The sequence below is a fragment of the Acinetobacter sp. ANC 3882 genome, from assembly GCF_022549545.1.
Classification (GTDB): Bacteria; Pseudomonadota; Gammaproteobacteria; order Pseudomonadales; family Moraxellaceae; genus Acinetobacter.
The window spans coordinates 226,759-248,490 of sequence record NZ_JAKZGB010000004.1 but is presented as its reverse complement, the minus strand read 5'-3'; the positions used below and the strand labels follow the sequence as shown (position 1 = coordinate 248,490).

Below are 21,732 nucleotides of genomic sequence, written 5' to 3'. Positions count from 1 at the left end.
GATGGTCTTTTATAACATTCAAGAATCGATCAAAGCTGATGAAATATTAACTTTTACGTGCCAATAAAAATTGCGAGATTGCCACCAGTACTTTGGCATCCTCACCGAAATAAGCCAGTGCCTCAAAGGCTTGGTCATGTAAAGTTTGTGCATAAGCTTGTGCTTGCGCCAAGCCCATCAAGGATGGATAGGTTGATTTTTGTACCTGCTCATCTTTACCGGCGGTCTTGCCTAAAGTTTCAGTGCTAGCAGTAACATCCAGAATATCATCCTGCACTTGGAAAGCTAAACCAATCGTTTGTCCAAATTGGCGTAATTTCGGAATTGCTGGATCAGTGCCATTAAAAATGGTCACCGCACCCATCATGATTGCCGCTTGAATCAAAGCACCTGTTTTATTGCGGTGAATATTTTCCAACTCAGCTTGATCAACTTGCTTTCCTTCCCCTTCAGCCTGCAAATCCAATACCTGACCACAAACCATTCTTGAACTTGCTGTTGCTAAAATCTGCACCTGTTTTAAGACAATGGCTGCTTCAGTACCTTGACCCTGCTCATCAAACAAACGGCTGCCCAAAATTTCAAAAGCCATCGACTGCAAAATATCACCTGCCAATAAAGCAGTATCTTCACCAAATGCGACATGACAAGTTGGTTGTCCACGACGTAGTAAATCATTATCCATACAAGGCAAATCATCATGTGCCAAGGAATAGCAATGAATCAATTCTACTGCAACCGCCGCGCGTCGTGCCGCTGCAAAGTTATGATTGGCTTGCAGTGAAGCTGCTGCATAACACAAGGCCGGGCGAACACGTTTCCCACCCAACATCACGGTGTGGTGAACGGCTGCTTTTAAAGGTTCTGGAATTGAAAATGCAGCCAATGCTGTCAATAAATCCTGTTGAATACGTTGTTGAGCTTGTTTTAGAACATCCGCATTAACTTGAGAAATAGATGACACAGTTGTTGCCTCAGGAAATCTGAATGGAAGAGTAAAATGACAGGACTTGTCAGAATGGCAACATCATAACATTATTTATCTCATGAAATTGTGTTTGTATTTTTAATAGATTCAAAATAATAAAGCCTTCAAATGAAGGCTTTAGCAATAAATTCAAAACAAAATAAATTAGAAGGTATCGCCGGGTACACGAACCCAGCCTTCCATCAGTACACGTGCGCTACGGCTCATGATGGCTTTTTTTACAGACCATTTTCCATCAATCAATTCGGCTTGAGCACCGACACGTAAGGTTCCAGAAGGATGACCGAAACGAACGGCTTCACGCTCACCGCCACCTGCGGCTAAATTTACCAAGGTTCCCGGAATGGCTGCTGCTGTACCAATCGCAACTGCCGCCGTTCCCATCATGGCATGATGTAATTTACCCATCGACAAAGCACGCACCAATAAATCCACATCACTCGTCTCAACGGGTTTACCACTCGATGAGCTATAACGCTTTGGCTGTGAAACAAAAGCAATTTTAGGCGTATGCTGACGCGCAGCAGCTTCTGAAATGTCTTTAATCAAGCCCATGTGTACTGCGCCATAAGCACGGATTTTTTCAAAACGCGCTAAGGCTGTGGCATCACCATTAATTTGATCTTGCAATTCTGTCCCTTGATAACCAATGTCTTCAGCATTTAAGAAAATGGTTGGAATGCCTGCATTGATAAATGTTGCCTGAAAAGTACCCACCTCAGGAACCACCAGCTGATCAATAACGTTTCCTGTCGGGAACATATCGCCCCCTTCTTCACCATCATCAGCAGGGTCTAAAAATTCAATTTGCACTTCAGCAGCAGGAAAAGTCACGCCATCCAGTTCAAAATCACCTGTTTCCTGAACTTGACCGTTGGTCACAGGGACATGTGCAATAATCGTTTTTGCAATATTTTTCTGCCAAATCCGTACTGTACAAATCCCATTTTCAGGAATACGCGCTGCATCCACCAAACCATTTGAAATCGCAAATGAACCCACTGCCGCAGTGAGATTGCCACAGTTACCACTCCAGTCGACAAATGGTTGATCAATCGAAACTTGACCAAATAGATAATCAACATCGTGCTCTGGCTGTGTACTTTTTGCCAAAATCACTGTTTTACTGGTACTTGAAGTTGCAGCACCCATTCCATCAATCTGCTTGCCATAAGGATCTGGGCTACCAATCACACGCAGAAGAAGTTGATCACGTGCTTTGCCTGCTACTTGTGCCGCTTCAGGTAAATCATCCAGTTTGAAAAATACACCTTTACTTGTGCCACCACGCATATAGGTTGCTGGGACTTTAATTTGCGGTACTGAGCTCATGTCAATGTCTTCCTTTTATCATGTTCTTGATGCAGATAAATTTTGAATCTAAAGGTACTGCACTGCCATCAAAAATACCATACGACCAATTGTTTTGGGATTGGTCGTAATTCCTAGAATCTGTGCATTTTAGTGAGTAGATTTCAAGGCTTTGATCATGGTAGAAATAGTGATCCATCCGTCGGGAAAAACAGAGACATTTTTTAACTGTACAAAATTACAGCATATTTCATTTTAATATTCATATAAATATAAGATTTTAAATAACTTTTAAAAACAACTTTCCAGTCATAGCATCGCTGTACTTTTACTAGGCGAAAATCTTTCAATCTATTAGAATAATCCAGTTAATTCCTCGTCGAGCTCAGTCCTTTGAACAACGATTCTTCTCAACTTCAGCGTGGACTAAAAAACCGCCATATCCAACTCATCGCGATGGGTGGAGCGATTGGTACGGGCTTATTTTTAGGTTCTGCGCAAATTATTCAGTCTGCTGGACCATCTATTATTTTGGGGTATGCAATTGGCGGCTTGATTGTTTTTCTCATCATGCGTCATTTAGGTGAAATGATTGTCGAAGAGCCTGTTGCAGGTTCATTTAGTCATTTTGCTTATAAGTATTGGGGTAAATTTCCAGGCTTTATTACAGGCTGGAACTATTGGGTGCTCTACATCCTTGTGGCAATGACTGAGTTAACGGCGGTAGGTAAATATATTAATTACTGGTGGCCTCAAATCCCGGCTTGGCAGTCTGTATTATTTTTCTTTGTTGTGATTACAGCAGTAAACCTGACCAATGTTAAATTCTATGGTGAATCTGAGTTCTGGTTAGCGATCATCAAGGTCACTGCCGTGGTTGCCATGATCTTGTTTGGTTTATTCCTGCTTTTCACTGCCGATGCAAACTCAACAGCTTCATTTAGCAACCTCTGGTCACATGGCGGCTTTTTCCCGCATGGCTTTGATGGCCTGTTCTATATGTTGGCTTTCTTGATGTTTGCTTTTGGTGGCATTGAACTGATTGGTATGGCCGCAGCAGAAGCCAAAGATCCAAAGACAACCATTCCTAAAGCGATTAACCAAGTGGTTATTCGTATTCTGGTTTTCTACGTCGGCTCACTGACCATTCTATTGTCGCTGGTGCCTTGGAACCAACTGGACCTAGGTGGCTTAGATAAAAGTCCATTCGTGATGATTTTCAGTCAAATGGGCATTGCTTGGGCAGCACATCTACTTAACTTTATTATCCTGACAGCTGCATTATCGGTTTATAACAGTGGTATGTATGCCAACAGCCGTATGGTGTTTGGTCTAGCCCAACAAGGCAATGCACCCAAAGTATTTACCAAAACCAATAAACAAGGCGTCCCTGTTCCAGCGGTACTCCTCTCAGCATTCCTGATTTTTGGCTGCGTATTACTCAACTACTTTGTGCCTGAAGATGCCTTAGGTCATTTGATGTATGTCGTTGTTGGTGCTCTGGTTTTAAACTGGGCCATGATCAGCTTGACCCACTTGAAATATAGAAGTCATATCAAAGCTGCTCAAATTAAAACTTCTTATCCAGCCTTATGGTCTCCATTCAGTAACTATTTAGTATTAGCATTCATTGCTGTTGTGCTCTATATCATGTGGCAACAAGGCTTCAAAGAATCTGTACTGATGATTCCGATTTGGATCGTAGGCATGTTTATTTTCTATAAAATTTTAAATCGCAAAACTGAACATTAACAGTTGATCGGTTTGATGAAAAAGTGATTGCTTCTGCAATCACTTTTTTGTTTATAATCATTAAATTACGGTTAATAGAACGACTTTATTTTTTAGCCACAAAGCTCTGAAAGAACCAAAAGCCCTGAACCAGTTTTAGAATAATTAAATTTTAACTTTAGAAACTTATTAAAAAAACTAAACAGTATGTTCTGTATATGGCTTACTATTATCCTTCTATAAAAATTAAGAGGGTAAAATAAATTATGGCAACACCTTATATTGTGATTGGATGTCCTACAACGGGCGGTGGCCAAGTTATCTCAGGAAACAATAGCTTTTTAATTGAAGGTATCCCCATTGCCTGTGTAGGTGATAAAGCAACATGTCCAAAGCATAAGACGGTTTCAACAATTATTACTGGTGATCCGTATATGCAAGTTATAGGTAAAGCGGCAGCAAGAGTGAATGATAGCCTTTCATGCGGCTGTAAGCTCTTACCAAAGCAAAATCTCGTTGTTCAAGATAATGGCAGCTCTGTTGGGAATGGCAGCCAACAATCGAATACTCAACCTCAACAAGATAGCTTTTTATCTAATAAAAAAGCCTTCAAAGCACAGTTTGAATTTCTAGATCAAAGTGGAAATACCCCTCTAGAATATTTTTATTATCTACTAACACTCCCTAATGGGGAAAAAATAGAAGGTATTACAGATAAACAAGGTAAAACAAAGATCACCGAGATTGGCTTCAAGCCAGAAGATGTAAAAGTTGAGACTTTTGATCTATCACAACCATTACCACCTTTAGAGTAAATACAATGAGTGATAATTTATCAAAGCCAACTAAATACATACCGAGTACTAGTGATGCATGGGGGGCCTTTCCACCTGAGGTTGAGACTTGTGCTGTTCGTGAACCTTTTTGTGTATTTCAATTCAATAAGCCTATAGCTATCCCTTATAATTTTATGATGTCCGCAAGCCAGTGGAAAAGATTATCTCAAGAAAACAAACTTGAGTTTTTACTTGCTGTACGTTTTGGAATGGAATATGACTTATCTAAATTAAATAAAGATGGCCTACTTAGTACTACGGGCTTTCATACACAAATGTACGTAAAATTTCAAAGCTATTTACAAAAGAATTTTCAAAAAGAAGCGGCTGTACTTGTCGCAATATTTCAACATAATGCATTTACAACTCGATTTAAATCAGCCTTTGCCATTGGTGATCTGTTCTCACTAAAAGGCGAAATTGATGACTTAAGAGTGGATGATATTATGACAGGAGGAATAATGATAAGTAGACGTGGTGGGCGGGCAACATTCATTAACCGAAAACTGTACCGGCAAATTTTTAAGCAAGACTATAATCCAGAAATGTTAAGAGTTTTAGCTGTGCAAAAAATTTATCCAGATGAAATAAATACTCTCTTTTAACGGTATAAAACATAATGAAAAAATTTATTTTAATTGGTCTCTTACCTTTCCTTATTTCAGGATGTAATGCCAAGACTACTCCACAACAAGAGCTATCGATTCAAGCTAAATTTTTACCAACAATTGTAGGTATAGATGCTGGAGTATATGCTATCGCCTTGCAACAAAAACCAACACCTTTAACAATTCAACTTTTTGATAGTGCGTTACTTAAGGCTGGTTTATTGATGAAGTATGAGAATGAAGTAGGCAACAATTTTTCTATTGAAGATGGCACTAACATCGTAAAAATAAACTCGTTGTGCTTAATGGGAAAATTTCTCAACTCACCTGACTACCAAAGTACGGTTAACATTGATAAAAAGTATCATGCGGACCTTTATCGATGGCTTGATATGAAACAGAAAAAATGGGAGAACTTATTGAAAAATGAAGGTGTAGGTGCATTTGACTATTCTTGTATTTCTTAAATTTCATTTGGTTCACACATTTTTCAATAATTTATCAATTTTGGTTTAAACCCGTAACGTAGCTGTGGCGAATATCATATAAGGCCTATCCCTAGAAATTATTAGTTCCCTTTTAACAGTTGATCGGTTTGATGAAAAAGTGATTGCTTCTGCAATCACTTTTTTGTTTATAATCATAAAATTATGCGCTTATAGCTTAACTGGATAGAGCAGTTGCCTCCTAAGCGACCGACGTGGGTTCGAGTCCCGCTAAGCGCATACCCTCTAGATTTTTTATATTTACACTAAGGGAAAATTAAATATCCCAGTTCTTTTCGATGGCGGTAATTTGGCTATAGACACTTTGGTACTCTGCCTGTTTCACCGTACACCACAGCTCAACAAAATCTTTGCCTAGATATTCAGTTAAACATCTATTGCCTTTCAATAAGCTTAGTGCTTGCATTTGCTCAGTTGGCAATAACACATGCTCACTTTTAAGTTTTAATTGATATGCTTGCTTAGGCAGTGGTAACTGGTGAGTCAAACCATGCAAAGCACCTATCAAAATTGTAGTTACCGCCAAATAAGGATTACAGTCTGCTCCTGCTACGCGATATTCCAAACGCTGATTTTCTTGATCAGAGCATGGAATTCGGATCGCAACATTTCGATTATTCAGCCCCCAATTGGCTTCCAAAGGAACATGATTACCCAACTTGAAGCGACGGAAAGAGTTTAAGTTTGGCGCTAAAATTGCCATAGAATCAGGCATGAATAATAGTAAACCACTGATTGCTTTTAATAATGCCTCAGAGAGTTTGTCTGGCATTGAACTAAAAACATTCTGCTGATGTTGATCTAAAATACTCATATGGAAGTGCATCCCACTGCCCGCCTTATGCATCTCTGGCTTGGCAAGGAAATTTGCTCGCAAGTGATATTTATGTGCAATCTGCTTAATGGTTCTCTTCAACACCATGATCTGATCACATAGCTTTAAAATATCCGTAGTATGTTGCAGGTTGATCTCATATTGCCCCGATGAAGACTCAGAAACGATGCCTGTAATCTGAATGTTCTGCAATTTTGCAACCGATTCAATTTCATTCAGAATATTTTGATAATGATCAGATGTATTAATGTCAAAGCATTGCGTAATCGTTTCTTGAACGTCTCTAGCAGTACTTAAAGGATGTAAATAAAACTCTATTTCTGCTGCGATACAGGGATAATAATTTTTGTCATGCAGTTGATACAGAATCTTTTTCAGTACATTCCGAGGCTCATACAAACAATCTTTTCCACAATCGTCTTTCATACTAAGAAGCAACTGTGCGTTATGCTCAGGATCGGTGGGATGAGGTTGTAAGGACCCTAAAATAGGTTCACACAAATGATCTGGCTCACCGATATATTTTCCCAATCCAGTCTCTTCAATCACCTTACCATCTAAGCTCATTGCGTAAATCGACAACGGGAAATAACAACCTTTGACCAGTTTTTTTAGGCAGCCAATATCAATTCTTTTGCCACGTAAATGTCCGTTCAAATCACATAAGTACACATCGACATGTTGAGTATTTGGATACTGTTGTAAATAGGCTTCAACTTCTTCTATGAATAAATTCTTTAACTCAAGATCATTGCGCTCATTTTTATGCATGGTGGTATGCATATACTTTTTAAGCACAGATGGATGATTAATCTCAACAAGTACAGCACTCATAGCTGAAAACTCTAGTTATTCGATAGATTCAGCTTAGAACAAGCCTCAATATAAGTAACGTAAACAGTGCGTAAACTCATTGCGGTATTGAATAAATTTTTCATAAAAATGAGCAATAAAAAACGGAGTCAGACTCCGTTCTTAAAACAATAAATCAATTTATTCTTGATGCTTAGTCGAGTACCCGAATAGCTTTTAATCGTCTTATTCTTATAGCCAATTCTTTCAATACATAATTGATCGAAACAACCAGCATGAAACCAATTACAAACGAACCGATCACATCGAATGGAAAATGCACCCCGACAAAAACCCGTGATAGCCCAACAATCGCACTCAAGATCAACCCGATGATTCCAATCTTTTTGAAACCCGCCAATAAATAGGAAAACGCAATAATAACAATGGTTAAAGTATGTTGACTTGGGAAGGATGAACTTGAACCATGACCAATCAATTTATGACCTAAATCAATTTGAAATGGGCGTGGATGATGATAAAAGAATTCAATGATGTCGCTGAGCAGTAAAGAGAACAGGACGATCACCAATGTTTTTGCGAACAATAAGTTATAGATTTTCCATTGTGTCACTAATAAAAATACAAGAAAACTGATAAACACAGTGTTGAGATCATCGGCTAGAAAAATCGCGGCCTTGTCTAAAACTGCATGTTCCTTTGCAAAAGAATTTATACTATTAAATAAAGAAATATTTAACTCTTTAAAAATCATTTCCGTTTCTATCCACACTATCCATGAAGATCAATGCGCTCAATATACAGGATAATAATGAAGAAATTATTAATAATTTTTATATTTTATTATTCACATATTCCAAAAAGATTGAGGGCAAGTATTACTGAATTGACTCACAAAATTCCTCAAGTAAAATCATCAATAAATAGGACAAATTTATCCTATTTATTGACGTTAACTGACTGAAGTTTAGAACTTAAATTCTAAACCAGTGCCCGCAATCGGTTGCTTATCTTTAGCACTTGCTTGCTCAAAAGTTGAATAGCCTGCGTAACCATACACTTTCGTTTGTTTAGTAAATGAGTAGTCTGCACCTAACAAAAGTTGCTTGGCATCGAAATCGGCTTCATTGGCTTTAAAGCTGGTGCTATTTTGGCTATATTGTGCTTTCACCGTCCATTTTGATTGATTCGGTAACTTGTATTCAGCACCAATGAGCCAGCCTTGCGAATCATCAATATTGATCGCAGTGTCATCATTTCCTTTTTTATCAGCAACTTTCGAGGTCTGATATAAGGTTTTTAATGCCAGTCCTTCAATTGCCGTCAAACGACCAATCACACGCACTGTATTCGCAGCAGCAAACACTTCATCCACTTGCGTTTCAGTGTCGCTAGAGTTCAATAAACCATGTCCCAAGAAATCACTTGGAATCGCTTTATCGTAGCCCAAACCGACTAAGAATAATGGATGGCTATAACTCAGTGATGCAGACCATGCATCCCCTAGACCACCACCAGCGACATTGACACCACCGCGGTTGTCATCTTCAATTCCCTTACTTTTATTTTCACCTGTCGCAACCAAAACGCTTGCTTCAAAATTACCACCATTAAAAGCAACTTCTGGAGAATCATAGACCACGACGTTATTGACACGGTTCTCACCTGTCATGATGCCCGTGATATCTGCTTTATTACTAATATAGTTGTTAAAGCTATCGACTGGGCTCGATAAATCTTTCAAAGGTGTATTGTGCTTGCCCACTTTAATCGCACCAAAGCGATCATCTTTTAATCCAACATAACGGTTTCGTTGTGACCAGTCTGTTTTATCACCATCGGCATAAAATGCCCATTCTGCTAAATAAATCGCGCTCAAATGCTCGGTTAATTTTTCTTCGCCTTTAATCCCAAGAAATGAACTATTACTATTTATTTTCCATACATCGCGGTCTGATGAATTAGCATTCACTTCAGGTAAATAATCCAAACTCGCATCAATTTCTCCATATAATTTTGGCGCTGCAAAGGCAGAACTGGTTGCAATACTTATGATTGTCGCAAGCGCAAGTTTCATCTTCATTTTTATGTTCCTAACCATCTAAAAAAGTGTAAAAAGTCTCTATTTCGCTCTGTTTCAAGCAAAATTTAAAATTAACTGGGAATGTGTAAACAGGTATGCTTTTATATTCTCATGAATATAAAAGCATTATAACAATTTGATTTACATATTATAAAATGGGAATACACCAAATATTAACGCACTGCCCATCAACACGCAGCAGGTAATAAAGGCCCATTTCAACGTGAATTTCTGATGATCACCCATTTCTACAGCCGCCAAACCACATAACAAATAGGTTGAAGGGACGAGTGGCGATAACAAGTGAATCGGTTGACCAATAATCGAAGCACGGGCAATTTCAACCGCTGAAATTCCATAATGCGATGCAGCTTCGGCAAGGATCGGTAGAACACCGAAATAGAAGGCATCATTCGACATAAAGAAGGTTAAAGGCATACTTAAGACACCTGTAATTGGTGCCAAATAAGGTCCCATACTTGGTGGAATCACAGCCACGAAACCTTTAGACATCGCTTCAACCATGCCTGTACCAGATAAAATTCCAGTAAAGACACCTGCAGCAAAGATCACACCGACGACTGCGAGTACGCTATCCGCATGCATGGCAATACGTTTTTTCTGCATGTTGACGCATGGATAGTTCACGACTAAAGCAATACAGAAACCCAGCATGAACAGAATCGACATTGGTAAGATCCCTTTTACCAACGAAGCCATCAACACTACGGTCAAGATACCGTTAAACCAGCGTAAATGCGGACGTTGTGCTTCTGGGTCTTTTGAAATAGAGATGTCATCCGCATGGCTGATATCGACCAGTTCAATCACGCCTAAACGTTTGCGTTCATACATTCCATACAAGTAGGCCAAGAAAAATAACCAAGCAGCAGCAACAATCATTGATGGAATCATTGGAATGAAGACTTCACTGGCATCGACCTGAAGCGCACTTGCAGCACGTGCTGTTGGCCCACCCCATGGTGTCAAATTCATGACTCCACTACAAAGCAGCATCAAACAGGTCATGATCAATGGATTCATGCCAACACGTTTGTACAATGGCATCATTGCCGCCACACAAATCATATACGTGGTTGAACCATCACCATCTAAAGAAACCAATAATGTTAGAAAAACAGTACCTAAAGTGATTTTTAATGGATCGCCTTTTACTTTCTTTAAAATCCATCTTACCGAAGGGTCAAATAACCCCGAATCAATCATTAATGCAAAATATAAAATAGCGAAAAGAAGCATTACGCCTGTTGGTGCTAACTTTTTAATACCCTCTAACATGGTATTGCCAAGTTCGGCCAATTGAATATGACTTAAGCTCTCAAAATAAAAACCTAAGCCCCAAGCGATAATAGCGAATATGAATGGGATTAAAATTAATGCAACTAATGCACTGAGACGTTTTGACATGATCAAATACATAAAGCACATGATCATGCTGATACCTAAAAAAGTCAGCATTTAAAGCAATCCTTAGCATAATAAGTTTTTTTAATGGGTAGACCTACCCTAATCCAGCACAGATTCTATGCGATTTAACTTTAGGTAATTCATTTAATTTAATTATATGTCTTAGGCACCCATTCACATGAAAAATACCTTAAAAGTATACAAATATACTTTAAACATAAGACCATGATTATTATTATATTTATTATTTTAATTATAGATCAAACGATCAAAAAATTTGAATAATAACTAATCAGCACACCATTTATTTGAAATCGAAATGCTATATTATGGTGCATTTATTGATTAAACAATCAACATGAACCATTAAATGATAATCAAAACAAATATCATTAATTTATAAAACCACTATCCAACTTAAAATGAACAACCCTTCATTGCCATAAAACAATTATAGCAATCATTATTATCGAGCGATATTAAAATTAAATTAAAAAATTCATATTTTGAGAATAATAGTACTTATTAAAACTAAATATGGTGAGTTTGATGCTCTCGATATTCATTTGGTGAAATCCCCACCCAATTTCGATATGCCTTCCTAAAATTCGAAGTATCAGAAAAGCCCAATCTTGCTGCTATTTCATCAATACTTAATGTTGTAGCCCCTAAATACTCATCAGCAAGTCGCCTTCTGGTACTATCTAGAATATCCTGATAACTGACCTCAATATCCGCTAAACGACGATAGAGTGTTCTTTTAGATAAATGCAATTGATCCGCCATCTGTTGCGCTGTAGGAAAGCTACCTACCGCATCTAACAACAGCAGCCGAATACTACGAACCAGTTCAGGTTCTTCATGCTCATCTGTACCTAGCATTCGTTCACAGAATGACTGGCACATATCAGCCGTAATTGGATTGGCATTTGGGCAAGGCTTGTCTAGCCAGCCAAGATCAAAATGCCACTGCATCACCTCTGCATTAAATTCAACTGGACAGCGAAATACCTTTTGATATTCATCGGCATAGTCAGGTGCAGGATAAGGCAACAATAATTTTTGAGCCTGAAAAGGCGCTTCTAATACACACTCAATCAAAGTTTGCATTGAACTAAACCAAAACTCACAGACCAAAGGTAGTAATTTACCCAGTGCAATAATTTCACTCCCTTCAAAAACCGCAGCGTGCTTTTGAATAGAAAATGATTTCTTTAATACAGGTGCAGCGAGCTTAATATGGCGAATCCCAAACTCGACTGCCTGTTGAAAATTACGAGAAGAATAAAGCGCATAACCATAGACACCAAAGTCCGAGAGTTTCTGTTTTTGTCCTGCTCGCATACCAATCAAAGGGTCTTTTGATAAATGCTGAATCGTCTGGAAAAGTTGTAATTTTTGATAGGGTGAGATCTGGGAAGCTGCGCTGCTCAGTGCATCATGAGCGATACCTGTACCTTTTAATATTTCAGCTAAGCTATAACCTTGTTGTTGCATTGCGTCAAGCAGACTGGTCAGACCTAAGATCGCTGTGCCTTGACCCAATTGATTATGATCATATCGTGCTTCAATCATTTTCGAGTTCACATCCTGTTTACGCATTTTTTCACCTCATTCCTTGAGTGATGATGCATAATGGCACTAAATTACCTTTTGTTGTCTCAATTTAACATCGACTACAAATCTCATCAATCATAAAGTCTATTCTACTAATAAGCATGAAAGGAGCAACAATGACACTTTCAACTTCACAACAATTCAGTGATCCTGCAACCGAACATATGTATTCGGTTTTTAATCAACAGCGTGCTGCTTTTGATGTTCAGCCCTACCCTGATCTGGATGATCGACGCACCAAATTACTGAAAATAAAAAAGCAAATTATCCGTTATCAAGATGTAATTGCGGCTGCAATCAATACGGATTTTAGTTCACGCTCTGTAGATGAATCCAAACTACTTGATTTGCTTGGTTCTGTACTTGAAGCAGAACATGCAATTCGTCATTTGAGACGTTGGATGCGACCCAGCAAACGTAGCACTGAATTGCTGTTTTTATCGAATCGTTTGCGCGTGCAATACCAACCCAAAGGTGTCGTTGGTGTCATTGTCCCATGGAACTTTCCTGTTTATTTAGCACTTGGTCCATTGGTTGCGGCAATTGCAGCAGGCAATCGCGTGATGATCAAATTACCTGAAGTGACTCCAGCCACTAATGCAGTGGTTAAACGGATGTTGGCTGAAATCTTTAATGAAGATGAGGTTGCTGTTTTTGGTGAAGAGATCCTTGATCCAGCACAATTCACTTCACTGCCATTCAACCATATTGTATTTACAGGTTCGCCAGCAATTGGTCGTGTGGTCATGCGCGCAGCAGCAGATAATTTAACTCCAGTCACCTTGGAGCTGGGTGGTAAATCTCCAGCATTGGTTAGCCGCAATTATCCTCTAGCCGATGCTGCAAAACGTGTTTTACATGGTAAAGCAACGAACTGTGGTCAAATCTGTGTTGCACCCGACTATGCACTGGTACCAAAAGAAAAAGTCGATCAATTTGTCGCAGAATGCCAAGCGAATTTCACCAGCATGTATGGCAAAAGTATTCGCAATAACGACAATTACACCTCGATTGTGAATGACCGCCATCTGAAACGTTTGCTCGAAATTCTGGATGATGCCAAAGCCAAAGGCGCACAAGTCATTGCTTGTGGTGAATATGACCGCGACCAAGATGCGCGTCGTATGCCTGTGCATATCGTACTGAATTGCACACCTGACATGCGTATTTTAAAAGAAGAATTGTTTGGCCCTGTTTTACCTGTCGTCGCTTATGAGGCATTAGATGATGCGATTCAGTATATTCAAGCAGGTGAAAGACCATTGGCTTTATATTGCTTTAGCCATGATGCTAACGAACTTGATTATATTTTAAAACGGACTCACTCAGGTGGAGTCACCGTCAATGATTGGGGCTGGCATGTGGTAAACCATGATGCACCATTCGGTGGGATTGGTAACTCAGGCATGGGAACTTATCATGGCGAAGAAGGTTTCCGTGAGCTTTCCCATGCGAAAACCGTCTTTGCCCGTCATCGCTTCTTCCCGACCCAACTGTTCTATCCTCCATATGGCACTTGGGTACAAAAACTGGCTATACGTTTCTTCCTGAAACAGGGCGACCCAAATATTAAATAATCACTGAAAATAAAAAAGCCTCGTCTAGAGGCTTTTTTATTTTTACATGCAAGTAAATGGTTTACTTCATCATGCCATCTTGTTGATATTTGGGTGAACGAGGTCCATACAGCAACCCTAATCCAGGATTGTGCTGTGTTGGTGTAAATAACTGGGTATTAACAATCGTCGCCAAAGGATAAGCACGATCATTGACACTGCCCGCAATTTGTTCAACCAATGCTCCAACCAGTGCAGTAAGTAAATCGTTGTTGCCATTATTACTCGATTGAACCGCTTTCTTCTCCCCAGTCCAAATAGTTTCATTGGTCTTTAGATCGACCAGTTTGGCTTCCACACTTACTGTAGCAACACTTTGAATGACCTGATATTTTGATCCATATTCTTTGATTCGAATATATAAGGCCGCATCAGCCCCAAAGATTTCCTGTAATTTCTGCGGCGGAATGCTTTGAGCATCATGACCATTGGTCACACCATTCTCTTTGAACATCGAATCGACTACAGAAATTGGAAAGACATAGTATCCTGCTTCAGCAACTGGCGTAATCACTGTCGGCCAATAGCTATAGGTTGCCTTAACATCAGGAGAATCATTTACAGGGGGTAATACCAAAATGGATTTCGGCATATGCTGTTTATAAACAGTCATATCCTTATTCACCGCAGGAGATGATGCACATCCCGTCACAAGCACGCTCGCGAGCAGAAGGCTCGAAACTAAAAATGCCTTCATCATGGCTTTGGATCCCCTGCATTGGCATTCATTTTCTGCAACAAACGATCCATCAATACCGTAGATTCAGGGTAGACCTGTCGCTCCAATTGAAAATATTCAACTGCCTTTTGTGCATTATTTTGCTGTAAAGACAACAAACCCAGATGTGCATATAGTCCAGGTGGAACAGCCAGATTTTTTGCTTTCGCTTTCTCTATTTCTGCTTCCAACTTGATCATTTGTGCATTGGGCGTTGCTTTTTCTGACGCGTTATACATCAGATAGGTTTGCTGTGTATAAGAGCCCCAGCTATATAAAGGTTGAGGTCCAGCAGCACAACCGACCAATCCGATGCTGATCAGACTGGTGTAAACAATGTTTTTCATTTTAGGACGATCCAGTCTTATTGTGCAGTCCAGCGATTATTCTGAATATCGGTAACCAAATTGTTGACTGCTTCACGTACCGCCAAGTCTAAGACTTTGCCGTTTAAAGTAGAATCATAAGATGCTGTAGAGCCAAAACCGAGTACTTCACGCGCGCTCAACGCGTACTCACCAGCACCTTGTACTGAATGAACAATCTCTGAGGTTTTCACATCTACAATATTTAAGTTCACTTTTGCATAGGCAATTTGCTGTTTACCACGGCCTAAAATACCGAATAACTGTTGGTCACCCACTTCTTTTCGGCCGAACTCAGATACATCGCCTGTAATGACATAGCGTGCGCCTTTAATGGTTTGGGCCGAATTGCTATAACCGACTTCTTGTTTGAGTTCAGACAAATTATCGCGATTCAAAACAGAGAAATAACCTGTTTGATGTAGATGTGTTTCTAAAATAGTTTTTGCCTGTCCGCCAAGACGATCGACATTATCTGAAAATATTCCTCTCATATAACTTGAGCGATTATCAAACTTGCCAATTGAAACAGGTACTTTCACGCCGTTATATTTAATTTGTTGTACTGCTGCCGTCACTTGTGGGCTTTGGATTGATTTTGAAGTTTCTGTGGTTGAACAGGCCATTAAACCTAAAGAACTGAATACAGTAATCGCTAATAATTTTTTCATTTTGACTCTAATAAGCAAGACATAAAAAAGTCTCAGCAGTATATACTAAAAAGCTGAATATAGCCTATAACCATTAAAAGGCTAAACTATTATTAATTATAATAAAATTAATTTTATACCTTCAAATATATTACACATTACAAGTATCTGATGATCACTCAATACGCTGTGATGAACGAGAGTTGCAACCCTATTTCTTGGCTCAATCACATAAAATGACAATTAGAGTTTCAAAAATATATTTTAAATTTTCTTTTATTTTCTAAAATCTTATGTATCTGATTTGCTCATATAACTTGTATAAAATTGCTGTAAATCAGTGAGCTGAAATGCATCGAGTTATTCAGCGTTTGTATGATAAATATGAATAAAATTTGCGTTCATATTGACCACTATTTTTCTCAATGCTACTTTCATTTTGCCATACCTAAAATTTTCTCTATACCGATATGGTAGGTTTCTAGATCGCTCATTTGTCCTGAGCTTACCTTTAAAATATCATTTTATTTCAGTTGGTAACGATAAAAAGTCACACAATCAACCTCATGCTCATCCCTTAATTGAATACACCAACCCGCGAAAAAGGATAAAAAATGTTTGGAAAAATGATACATCAGGATTTATTGATCAGTAACTTAATTGAGCATGCAGCAAAATACCATGCAGATACTGCTATTTTTTCACGTGAAGTTGATGGTCAACTCTACAAAACGGATTGGAAACGCATCCAGCAAAATACTAAACGCCTAGCAAATGCTTTCAAGGTATTTAACTTAACCGAGGGCGATCGTATTGCAACAATTGCATGGAATAACCATCGCCATTTAGAATCATGGTATGCCATTTCTGGATGTGGCTATGTTTGCCACACCATTAACCCCCGATTATTTCTAGAGCAATTGACCTTCATTATTAATGATGCCCAAGATAAAGTTATTTTCTTCGATATTACATTTTTACCATTAATCAGCGCCCTTAAAGATAAGGTGCCTTCAGTTGAGAAATTTATCTGTTTAAGCGCGTATGATGAAAGTGTCGCTGCTGCACTTCCAAACGTTATTTTCTATGATGCGTTAATTCAAGATCAATCGGTTGAATTTGATTGGCCACAATTCAAAGAAGAAACACCAAGTTCCTTATGTTATACCTCCGGCACGACAGGAAATCCTAAGGGTGTCTTATATAGCCATCGTTCGACCTTACTGCATAGTATGGCAATTGCACTGCCTGACTCTTTAAATATTTCTGCTCGAGATATTGTCATGCCCGTGGTTCCCATGTTCCATGTCAATGCATGGGGCATCCCCTATGCAGCTGCAATGGTGGGTAGCTCTCTAGTTTTGCCCGGACCAAATTTAGATGGCGAGAGCCTCGTTCACTTGATTGACGATTATAAAGTGAGCGTGGCTTTGGGTGTACCGACCATTTGGCAAGGCCTATTGGTTGCTGCTAAAAAAATAGGCAGCAGCTTGGAAAGTATGCAGCGCAATGTTGTTGGAGGTGCGACCTGCCCGCCATCGATCATCCGTGAATTTAAAAACACGTATCATTGCGACACGATTCATGCATGGGGAATGTCAGAAATAAGCCCACTGGGCACAGCCAATCAACCCAAAGCAAAACATGATGCGTTAAATCCAGATGAACTTGAGAAATTGCGACAAAACCAAGGTCGTCCACCTTTTGGTATAGAGCTACGCATTGTTGATGAAAATAGCATCACACCGCTAGCAAACGATGGGCACACCCAAGGAAACCTACAAGTCCGTGGTCCATGGGTCGTTGATCACTATTTTAATCAAGCGAAAAGTTCTCTTACTTCAGATGGTTGGTTTGATACCGGTGATATCGCAACCATTGATTCAGATGGATACATGACCATTCGTGATCGCGCCAAAGATTTAATCAAATCTGGCGGTGAGTGGATTTCATCAGTTGAATTAGAGAATATTGCCGTGGGCCATCCTGAAATTCGTATGGCAGCAGCCATTGCTGCGCGCCATCCAAAATGGGATGAACGTCCAATTTTAATTGCTGTAAAACAAGAGCACGCTTCTTTAACCGAACAAGATGTGCTTGCATATTTTGCAGATAAAATCGCATCTTGGCAGGTTCCAGATGCTGTGATTTTTGTTGAGGCTCTGCCTATCAATGGAACAGGGAAAATTGTTAAAGCAGAACTACGCGAAAAATATGGGGATTTTTTACTAAAATCCTAGTAACCGAATACCACGACAGAAGAAACTCACTATTCGCCAAAGCGTAATCCAACCCCAGCAATGGTAAAAATATACTTGGGTGTCACTGCAGAATCGCCTATTTTAGTTCTGAGTTTTTTCACCAATATTCTCAGATAGTGGGTATCTTCTTCATGGGTAATTCCCCATAACTCGGTCATGATCTGTTTTTGTGTCACGATCTTGCCTTGATGACGGATCAACAACGCCAATAGCTGAAATTCTTTTTTGGTTAACGCGATTTCTTCATCTGCCAGTTTGGCTGCATGTTCTGCGACATCGACCCAAAGCTGCCCATCATTAAACACCATATTTTGCTCTGAGTGCTGTGGTTTATTTCGAAACATCACACGAATACGAGCACATAACTCCTGAATGCTAAAGGGCTTGGTGACATAATCATTGGCGCCTGCATCCAGCAGTTTAATTTTTTGATTTTCGTCTGGACGTGCCGATAGCACAATGACAGGAATATCTGACCACTGCCGCAATTCTGTTAAAACCTCTTGTCCTTCCATATCGGGTAAACCCAGATCTAGAATCAACAGATCAGCGCCACGTGTCGCCAACGCCTCCAACCCTTTCATACCATTTTCAGCGACATACACTTGATAGCCTTGCGCACGCAAAGCGATATCCAGAAATTTCCGAATTTGTGGCTCATCATCAATAATGAGAATAGAGGCATGCTGATTGAATGTTTGCGGCATAAATGATGATTTTAATCCTGATGAAGTGGTAATCGTATTCTAATCAAGGTGCCCTGACCCTGTGTGCTTGCCAAGGCTTCAATACTGCCCATATGCGCCCCAATAATGGCTTTTACAATGGCGAGACCTAAGCCTGTTCCTGTTTTACCACGATCTCCACGTTGCATGGTATAGAACATATCAAAGATTTGCTCGCGTTCATCTTCGGGAATCCCAACACCTTGATCGACGATATCAATCTGCAGGAAATTATCCTCTTGTTTGATTGTTACTTTGATGGGTACATCATCAGGTGAAAACTTGGCAGCATTTTCCAATACATTGAAAATCGCTTGTTCAATTAATGCTGGATGTACGTAGAGTTGGGGTAAATCCTCACTCAAAGCCACATTAATATTGACCTTGGGTTGATATCGTTTCAATCGTTGGGTGGCAGATCCTATCAGTTCTTCCACCCCGATCCAGTCTCTGCTTAAACTTAAACCTTGATGACCGAGTCGGGTCATATCCAATAAGTTTTGAATATAACGATCCAAGCGTTCACCTTCGACATGAATGGTATCTAACAATTCATGTCGATCTTGTTCTGACATTTGCTCACCGTAGTATTTCAGACTATCCGCAGAACCAATCATCGCGGCCAAAGGTGAGCGTAGGTCATGCGAAACCGAAGACAAGAGCGCAGAACGTAACTTTTCAGTTTCAGCCACCACTCGTGAATTTTCTAACTGTAAAGACAACTGCACCCGAGAAGCCGTTTGGGCAATATCATCGATCATCAACTCAGCCAGACGTTGTTGTTCAAAACTGATATTTTCTGCATTTTGCTGAAAACGTATCGCAATCACCCCAAATCCACCGACGAGATTGAGCGGATTAAACCACCATTCAGACTGGGTTAAGGTATTGGTAAAACGGCCACACGGCTTAGCGTTTTTCTGAGTCCAATTTGCTGCAATCTGATCTTTTTCATTAAATACAGAATAATCGCCCAATTCCTGTGTTCCGATCCGAAGCAAAACCACAGCATTTAAAGAACTTTCCAAATGTTGTTTGGCGACACTTAAGACTTGTTCAATATCAACACAGTTGGATAATTTCCGTTCCAATTCTTGTAGCTGTAAAGAGAGCGAGTTCGCTGCACGTAAACTCAATACCTGAGCACGTAACTGATTGGCCAAACGCCCCACCAGCAGGGCTGAAACGATAAAGATAACAATCGTCATCACCCCACGCTCGGCACTAATTCGAAAGGTAAAGCGTGGCTCAATAAATAAATAGTTATAGAGCAAGAAACAAATCAAAACACTTAGAATCGTGATGAACATCCTTGCACGCATTGCAACCACAAGCACCGTGACCACAAAAATTAAAGCTAACTCACTATAACCAATAAAATGATCACTCACCGTTGCCGCGATTAAACCCAATAACACAATCAAAATACTTTCAATCATTTCACGTGGATGAAACGTCAATGCTTGTTTCGACCACGCTGAAGCAGTGCTATCGACCTGCTTCATCTCATGATTTTTGGTTTTTAAGGGCTGAACAAAAGTAATTTCAAAAGGATGCTGCTTTTCTAATAGTTGATCGGCAATATGGTCTGAGAACAAACGCTGCCATAATGATTTCTGAGGACTTTTGCCGAGCAGAATATTCGATGCACCATAATCATAGGCCGCCTGTAAAATGGTCGACGCAATATGATTGCTATAGAGCAAATAGGTATCTGCACCTAGTTTACGTGCCAAATTAAAGGCTTTGGTCACTGCAAAAACTTGTGTATTGGAATTCTGACTTTTTTGAATCGAAATCACACTCCAAGCTGCATTGCGCCTTTCGGCAATACGATGCGCCCGCCGTACCAAGTCCTCCGAAAACTCTGATCCATCAATCGCCAACATGACATGATTCTGAATCGGGATAATCTGTCCTTGTGCGACAAACTTTTCCCGATAATCAATTTCAACTTGTCCTGCAACGGTTTGAATCGCTAAATCACGTAAGGCGGTTAAATGTGCGGGTTTAAAAAAACCTTGCAGTGCATGCGGTGCAACATCAGCCAAATAAATCTTGCCGTGATTCATACGTTCTAATAATTCAGGCACAGGTAGATCGACCAGACGAATATCTTTCAAACGTTTTAACAACGCATCAGGTACGGTTTCGCTAACCCGAATCCCCGTGATCTGATACACCACATCATTGAGACTTTCCAGATGCTGAATATTCAAGGTGCTATAGACATCGATACCTGCATCTAATAATTCATTCACATCCTGCCAGCGATATTCATGCCGGCTATTTGGTACATTCCGATGTGCCAGCTCATCAACCAACACAATTTCAGGTTTTAACTTAAGAATTTGGTCGAGATCCATCTCTTCCAGGTCTCGCCCTTGATATTCCATAATCTTTCTAGGAATAACATTAAGCCCCTGAATCAAACGTTCGGTATCAGATCGACCATGGGTTTCGACTAATCCAACCACAACCTGCTGCCCTTGCTGCATCAACTCATGTGCTCGGGTCAGCATCGCATAGGTTTTCCCTACACCAGGCGCAGCCCCCAAGAAAATGGTCAGACGTCCAGACTGTTCACGTTGACTATGTGCCAGCCATGCATCAGCTTTGTTATTACGGTCGATCTGCATAA

The 21,732-nt window shown here is 39.8% G+C and carries 18 protein-coding genes and 1 tRNA gene; 7 read left to right on the top strand and 12 right to left on the bottom strand.

Translation table 11 applies throughout. From position 1 onward, the window contains the following. Nucleotides 1–46: 46 nt before the first annotated feature. The gene (locus MMO42_RS10435) at nucleotides 47–964 is read right to left on the bottom strand and encodes a polyprenyl synthetase family protein (RefSeq protein WP_241320476.1); all 918 of its coding nucleotides are present in this window, start codon (nucleotides 962–964) and stop codon (nucleotides 47–49) included. 168 nt (nucleotides 965–1,132) lie between these two features. Next, entirely contained in the window at nucleotides 1,133–2,320 is a 1,188-nt protein-coding gene (prpF, locus tag MMO42_RS10430; protein WP_241320475.1) for a 2-methylaconitate cis-trans isomerase PrpF, read from the bottom strand. Nucleotides 2,321–2,692: 372 nt separating this feature from the next. Here prpF and MMO42_RS10425 point away from each other — a divergent pair, with 372 nt between their 5' ends. The 5 genes from MMO42_RS10425 (at nucleotide 2,693) to MMO42_RS10405 (ending at nucleotide 6,199) form a co-directional block, all read left to right on the top strand. Continuing rightward, nucleotides 2,693–4,051 carry an amino acid permease gene (locus MMO42_RS10425; protein WP_005296452.1) on the top strand — a complete coding sequence of 453 codons (1,359 nt, stop codon included), beginning with the start codon at nucleotides 2,693–2,695 and terminating at the stop codon, nucleotides 4,049–4,051. A 245-nt stretch (nucleotides 4,052–4,296) separates the two neighbouring features. Then, nucleotides 4,297–4,845 carry a PAAR domain-containing protein gene (locus MMO42_RS10420; protein ID WP_241320474.1) on the top strand — a complete coding sequence of 183 codons (549 nt, stop codon included), beginning with the start codon at nucleotides 4,297–4,299 and terminating at the stop codon, nucleotides 4,843–4,845. Between the two features lie 5 nt (nucleotides 4,846–4,850). After that, on the top strand, nucleotides 4,851–5,471 hold the full coding sequence (locus MMO42_RS10415; protein WP_241320473.1) for a hypothetical protein: 621 nt from the start codon (nucleotides 4,851–4,853) through the stop codon (nucleotides 5,469–5,471). 14 nt (nucleotides 5,472–5,485) lie between these two features. Continuing rightward, entirely contained in the window at nucleotides 5,486–5,941 is a 456-nt protein-coding gene (locus MMO42_RS10410) for a hypothetical protein (RefSeq protein ID WP_241320472.1), read from the top strand. 185 nt (nucleotides 5,942–6,126) lie between these two features. Continuing rightward, a tRNA-Arg gene (locus MMO42_RS10405) sits at nucleotides 6,127–6,199 on the top strand. A 37-nt stretch (nucleotides 6,200–6,236) separates the two neighbouring features. Here the strand turns inward: MMO42_RS10405 and MMO42_RS10400 are convergent. The 5 genes from MMO42_RS10400 to MMO42_RS10380 form a co-directional block, all read right to left on the bottom strand. Continuing rightward, the gene (locus tag MMO42_RS10400) at nucleotides 6,237–7,649 is read right to left on the bottom strand and encodes a glutamine synthetase family protein (RefSeq protein WP_241320471.1); all 1,413 of its coding nucleotides are present in this window, start codon (nucleotides 7,647–7,649) and stop codon (nucleotides 6,237–6,239) included. 172 nt (nucleotides 7,650–7,821) lie between these two features. Continuing rightward, the gene (locus MMO42_RS10395) at nucleotides 7,822–8,382 is read right to left on the bottom strand and encodes an undecaprenyl-diphosphatase (protein WP_241320470.1); all 561 of its coding nucleotides are present in this window, start codon (nucleotides 8,380–8,382) and stop codon (nucleotides 7,822–7,824) included. 213 nt (nucleotides 8,383–8,595) lie between these two features. After that, the gene (locus tag MMO42_RS10390) at nucleotides 8,596–9,711 is read right to left on the bottom strand and encodes a porin (protein ID WP_241320469.1); all 1,116 of its coding nucleotides are present in this window, start codon (nucleotides 9,709–9,711) and stop codon (nucleotides 8,596–8,598) included. Between the two features lie 141 nt (nucleotides 9,712–9,852). Further along, nucleotides 9,853–11,190 carry a CitMHS family transporter gene (locus MMO42_RS10385; protein WP_241320468.1) on the bottom strand — a complete coding sequence of 446 codons (1,338 nt, stop codon included), beginning with the start codon at nucleotides 11,188–11,190 and terminating at the stop codon, nucleotides 9,853–9,855. A 480-nt stretch (nucleotides 11,191–11,670) separates the two neighbouring features. Further along, nucleotides 11,671–12,741 (bottom strand): AraC family transcriptional regulator, encoded by a 1,071-nt coding sequence (locus MMO42_RS10380; protein ID WP_241320467.1) that lies wholly within the window; start codon nucleotides 12,739–12,741, stop codon nucleotides 11,671–11,673. Between the two features lie 131 nt (nucleotides 12,742–12,872). Between MMO42_RS10380 and MMO42_RS10375 the strand changes: the two genes are divergently transcribed. After that, the gene (locus MMO42_RS10375) at nucleotides 12,873–14,333 is read left to right on the top strand and encodes a coniferyl aldehyde dehydrogenase (protein WP_241320466.1); all 1,461 of its coding nucleotides are present in this window, start codon (nucleotides 12,873–12,875) and stop codon (nucleotides 14,331–14,333) included. A gap of 61 nt (nucleotides 14,334–14,394) precedes the next feature. Here MMO42_RS10375 and MMO42_RS10370 read toward each other — a convergent pair whose 3' ends face one another. The 3 genes from MMO42_RS10370 to MMO42_RS10360 are packed head-to-tail and all read right to left on the bottom strand — an operon-like array spanning nucleotide 14,395 to nucleotide 16,126. After that, the gene (locus MMO42_RS10370; protein ID WP_241320465.1) at nucleotides 14,395–15,072 is read right to left on the bottom strand and encodes a GNA1162 family protein; all 678 of its coding nucleotides are present in this window, start codon (nucleotides 15,070–15,072) and stop codon (nucleotides 14,395–14,397) included. Next, nucleotides 15,069–15,437, bottom strand: coding sequence for a DUF4810 domain-containing protein (locus MMO42_RS10365; protein WP_241320464.1), 369 nt, complete (start codon nucleotides 15,435–15,437; stop codon nucleotides 15,069–15,071). The genes MMO42_RS10370 and MMO42_RS10365 overlap by 4 nt, the downstream gene beginning before the upstream one ends. A 17-nt stretch (nucleotides 15,438–15,454) precedes the next feature. Beyond that, complete coding sequence (locus MMO42_RS10360) at nucleotides 15,455–16,126, bottom strand: CsgG/HfaB family protein (protein WP_241320463.1); 672 nt, start codon at nucleotides 16,124–16,126, stop codon at nucleotides 15,455–15,457. Nucleotides 16,127–16,719: 593 nt separating this feature from the next. Here MMO42_RS10360 and MMO42_RS10355 point away from each other — a divergent pair. After that, a complete protein-coding gene (locus tag MMO42_RS10355; RefSeq protein ID WP_241320462.1) occupies nucleotides 16,720–18,345 on the top strand; it encodes a long-chain fatty acid--CoA ligase in 1,626 nt (541 codons plus the stop codon). A 29-nt stretch (nucleotides 18,346–18,374) separates the two neighbouring features. On the opposite strand, the gene MMO42_RS10350 is transcribed toward MMO42_RS10355, so the two are convergent. Together MMO42_RS10350 and MMO42_RS10345 are read right to left on the bottom strand one after the other, a co-directional pair. Then, nucleotides 18,375–19,073 carry a response regulator transcription factor gene (locus tag MMO42_RS10350; protein WP_241320461.1) on the bottom strand — a complete coding sequence of 233 codons (699 nt, stop codon included), beginning with the start codon at nucleotides 19,071–19,073 and terminating at the stop codon, nucleotides 18,375–18,377. Nucleotides 19,074–19,084: 11 nt separating this feature from the next. After that, complete coding sequence (locus MMO42_RS10345; RefSeq protein ID WP_241320460.1) at nucleotides 19,085–21,730, bottom strand: sensor histidine kinase KdpD; 2,646 nt, start codon at nucleotides 21,728–21,730, stop codon at nucleotides 19,085–19,087. Nucleotides 21,731–21,732: the final 2 nt, after the last annotated feature.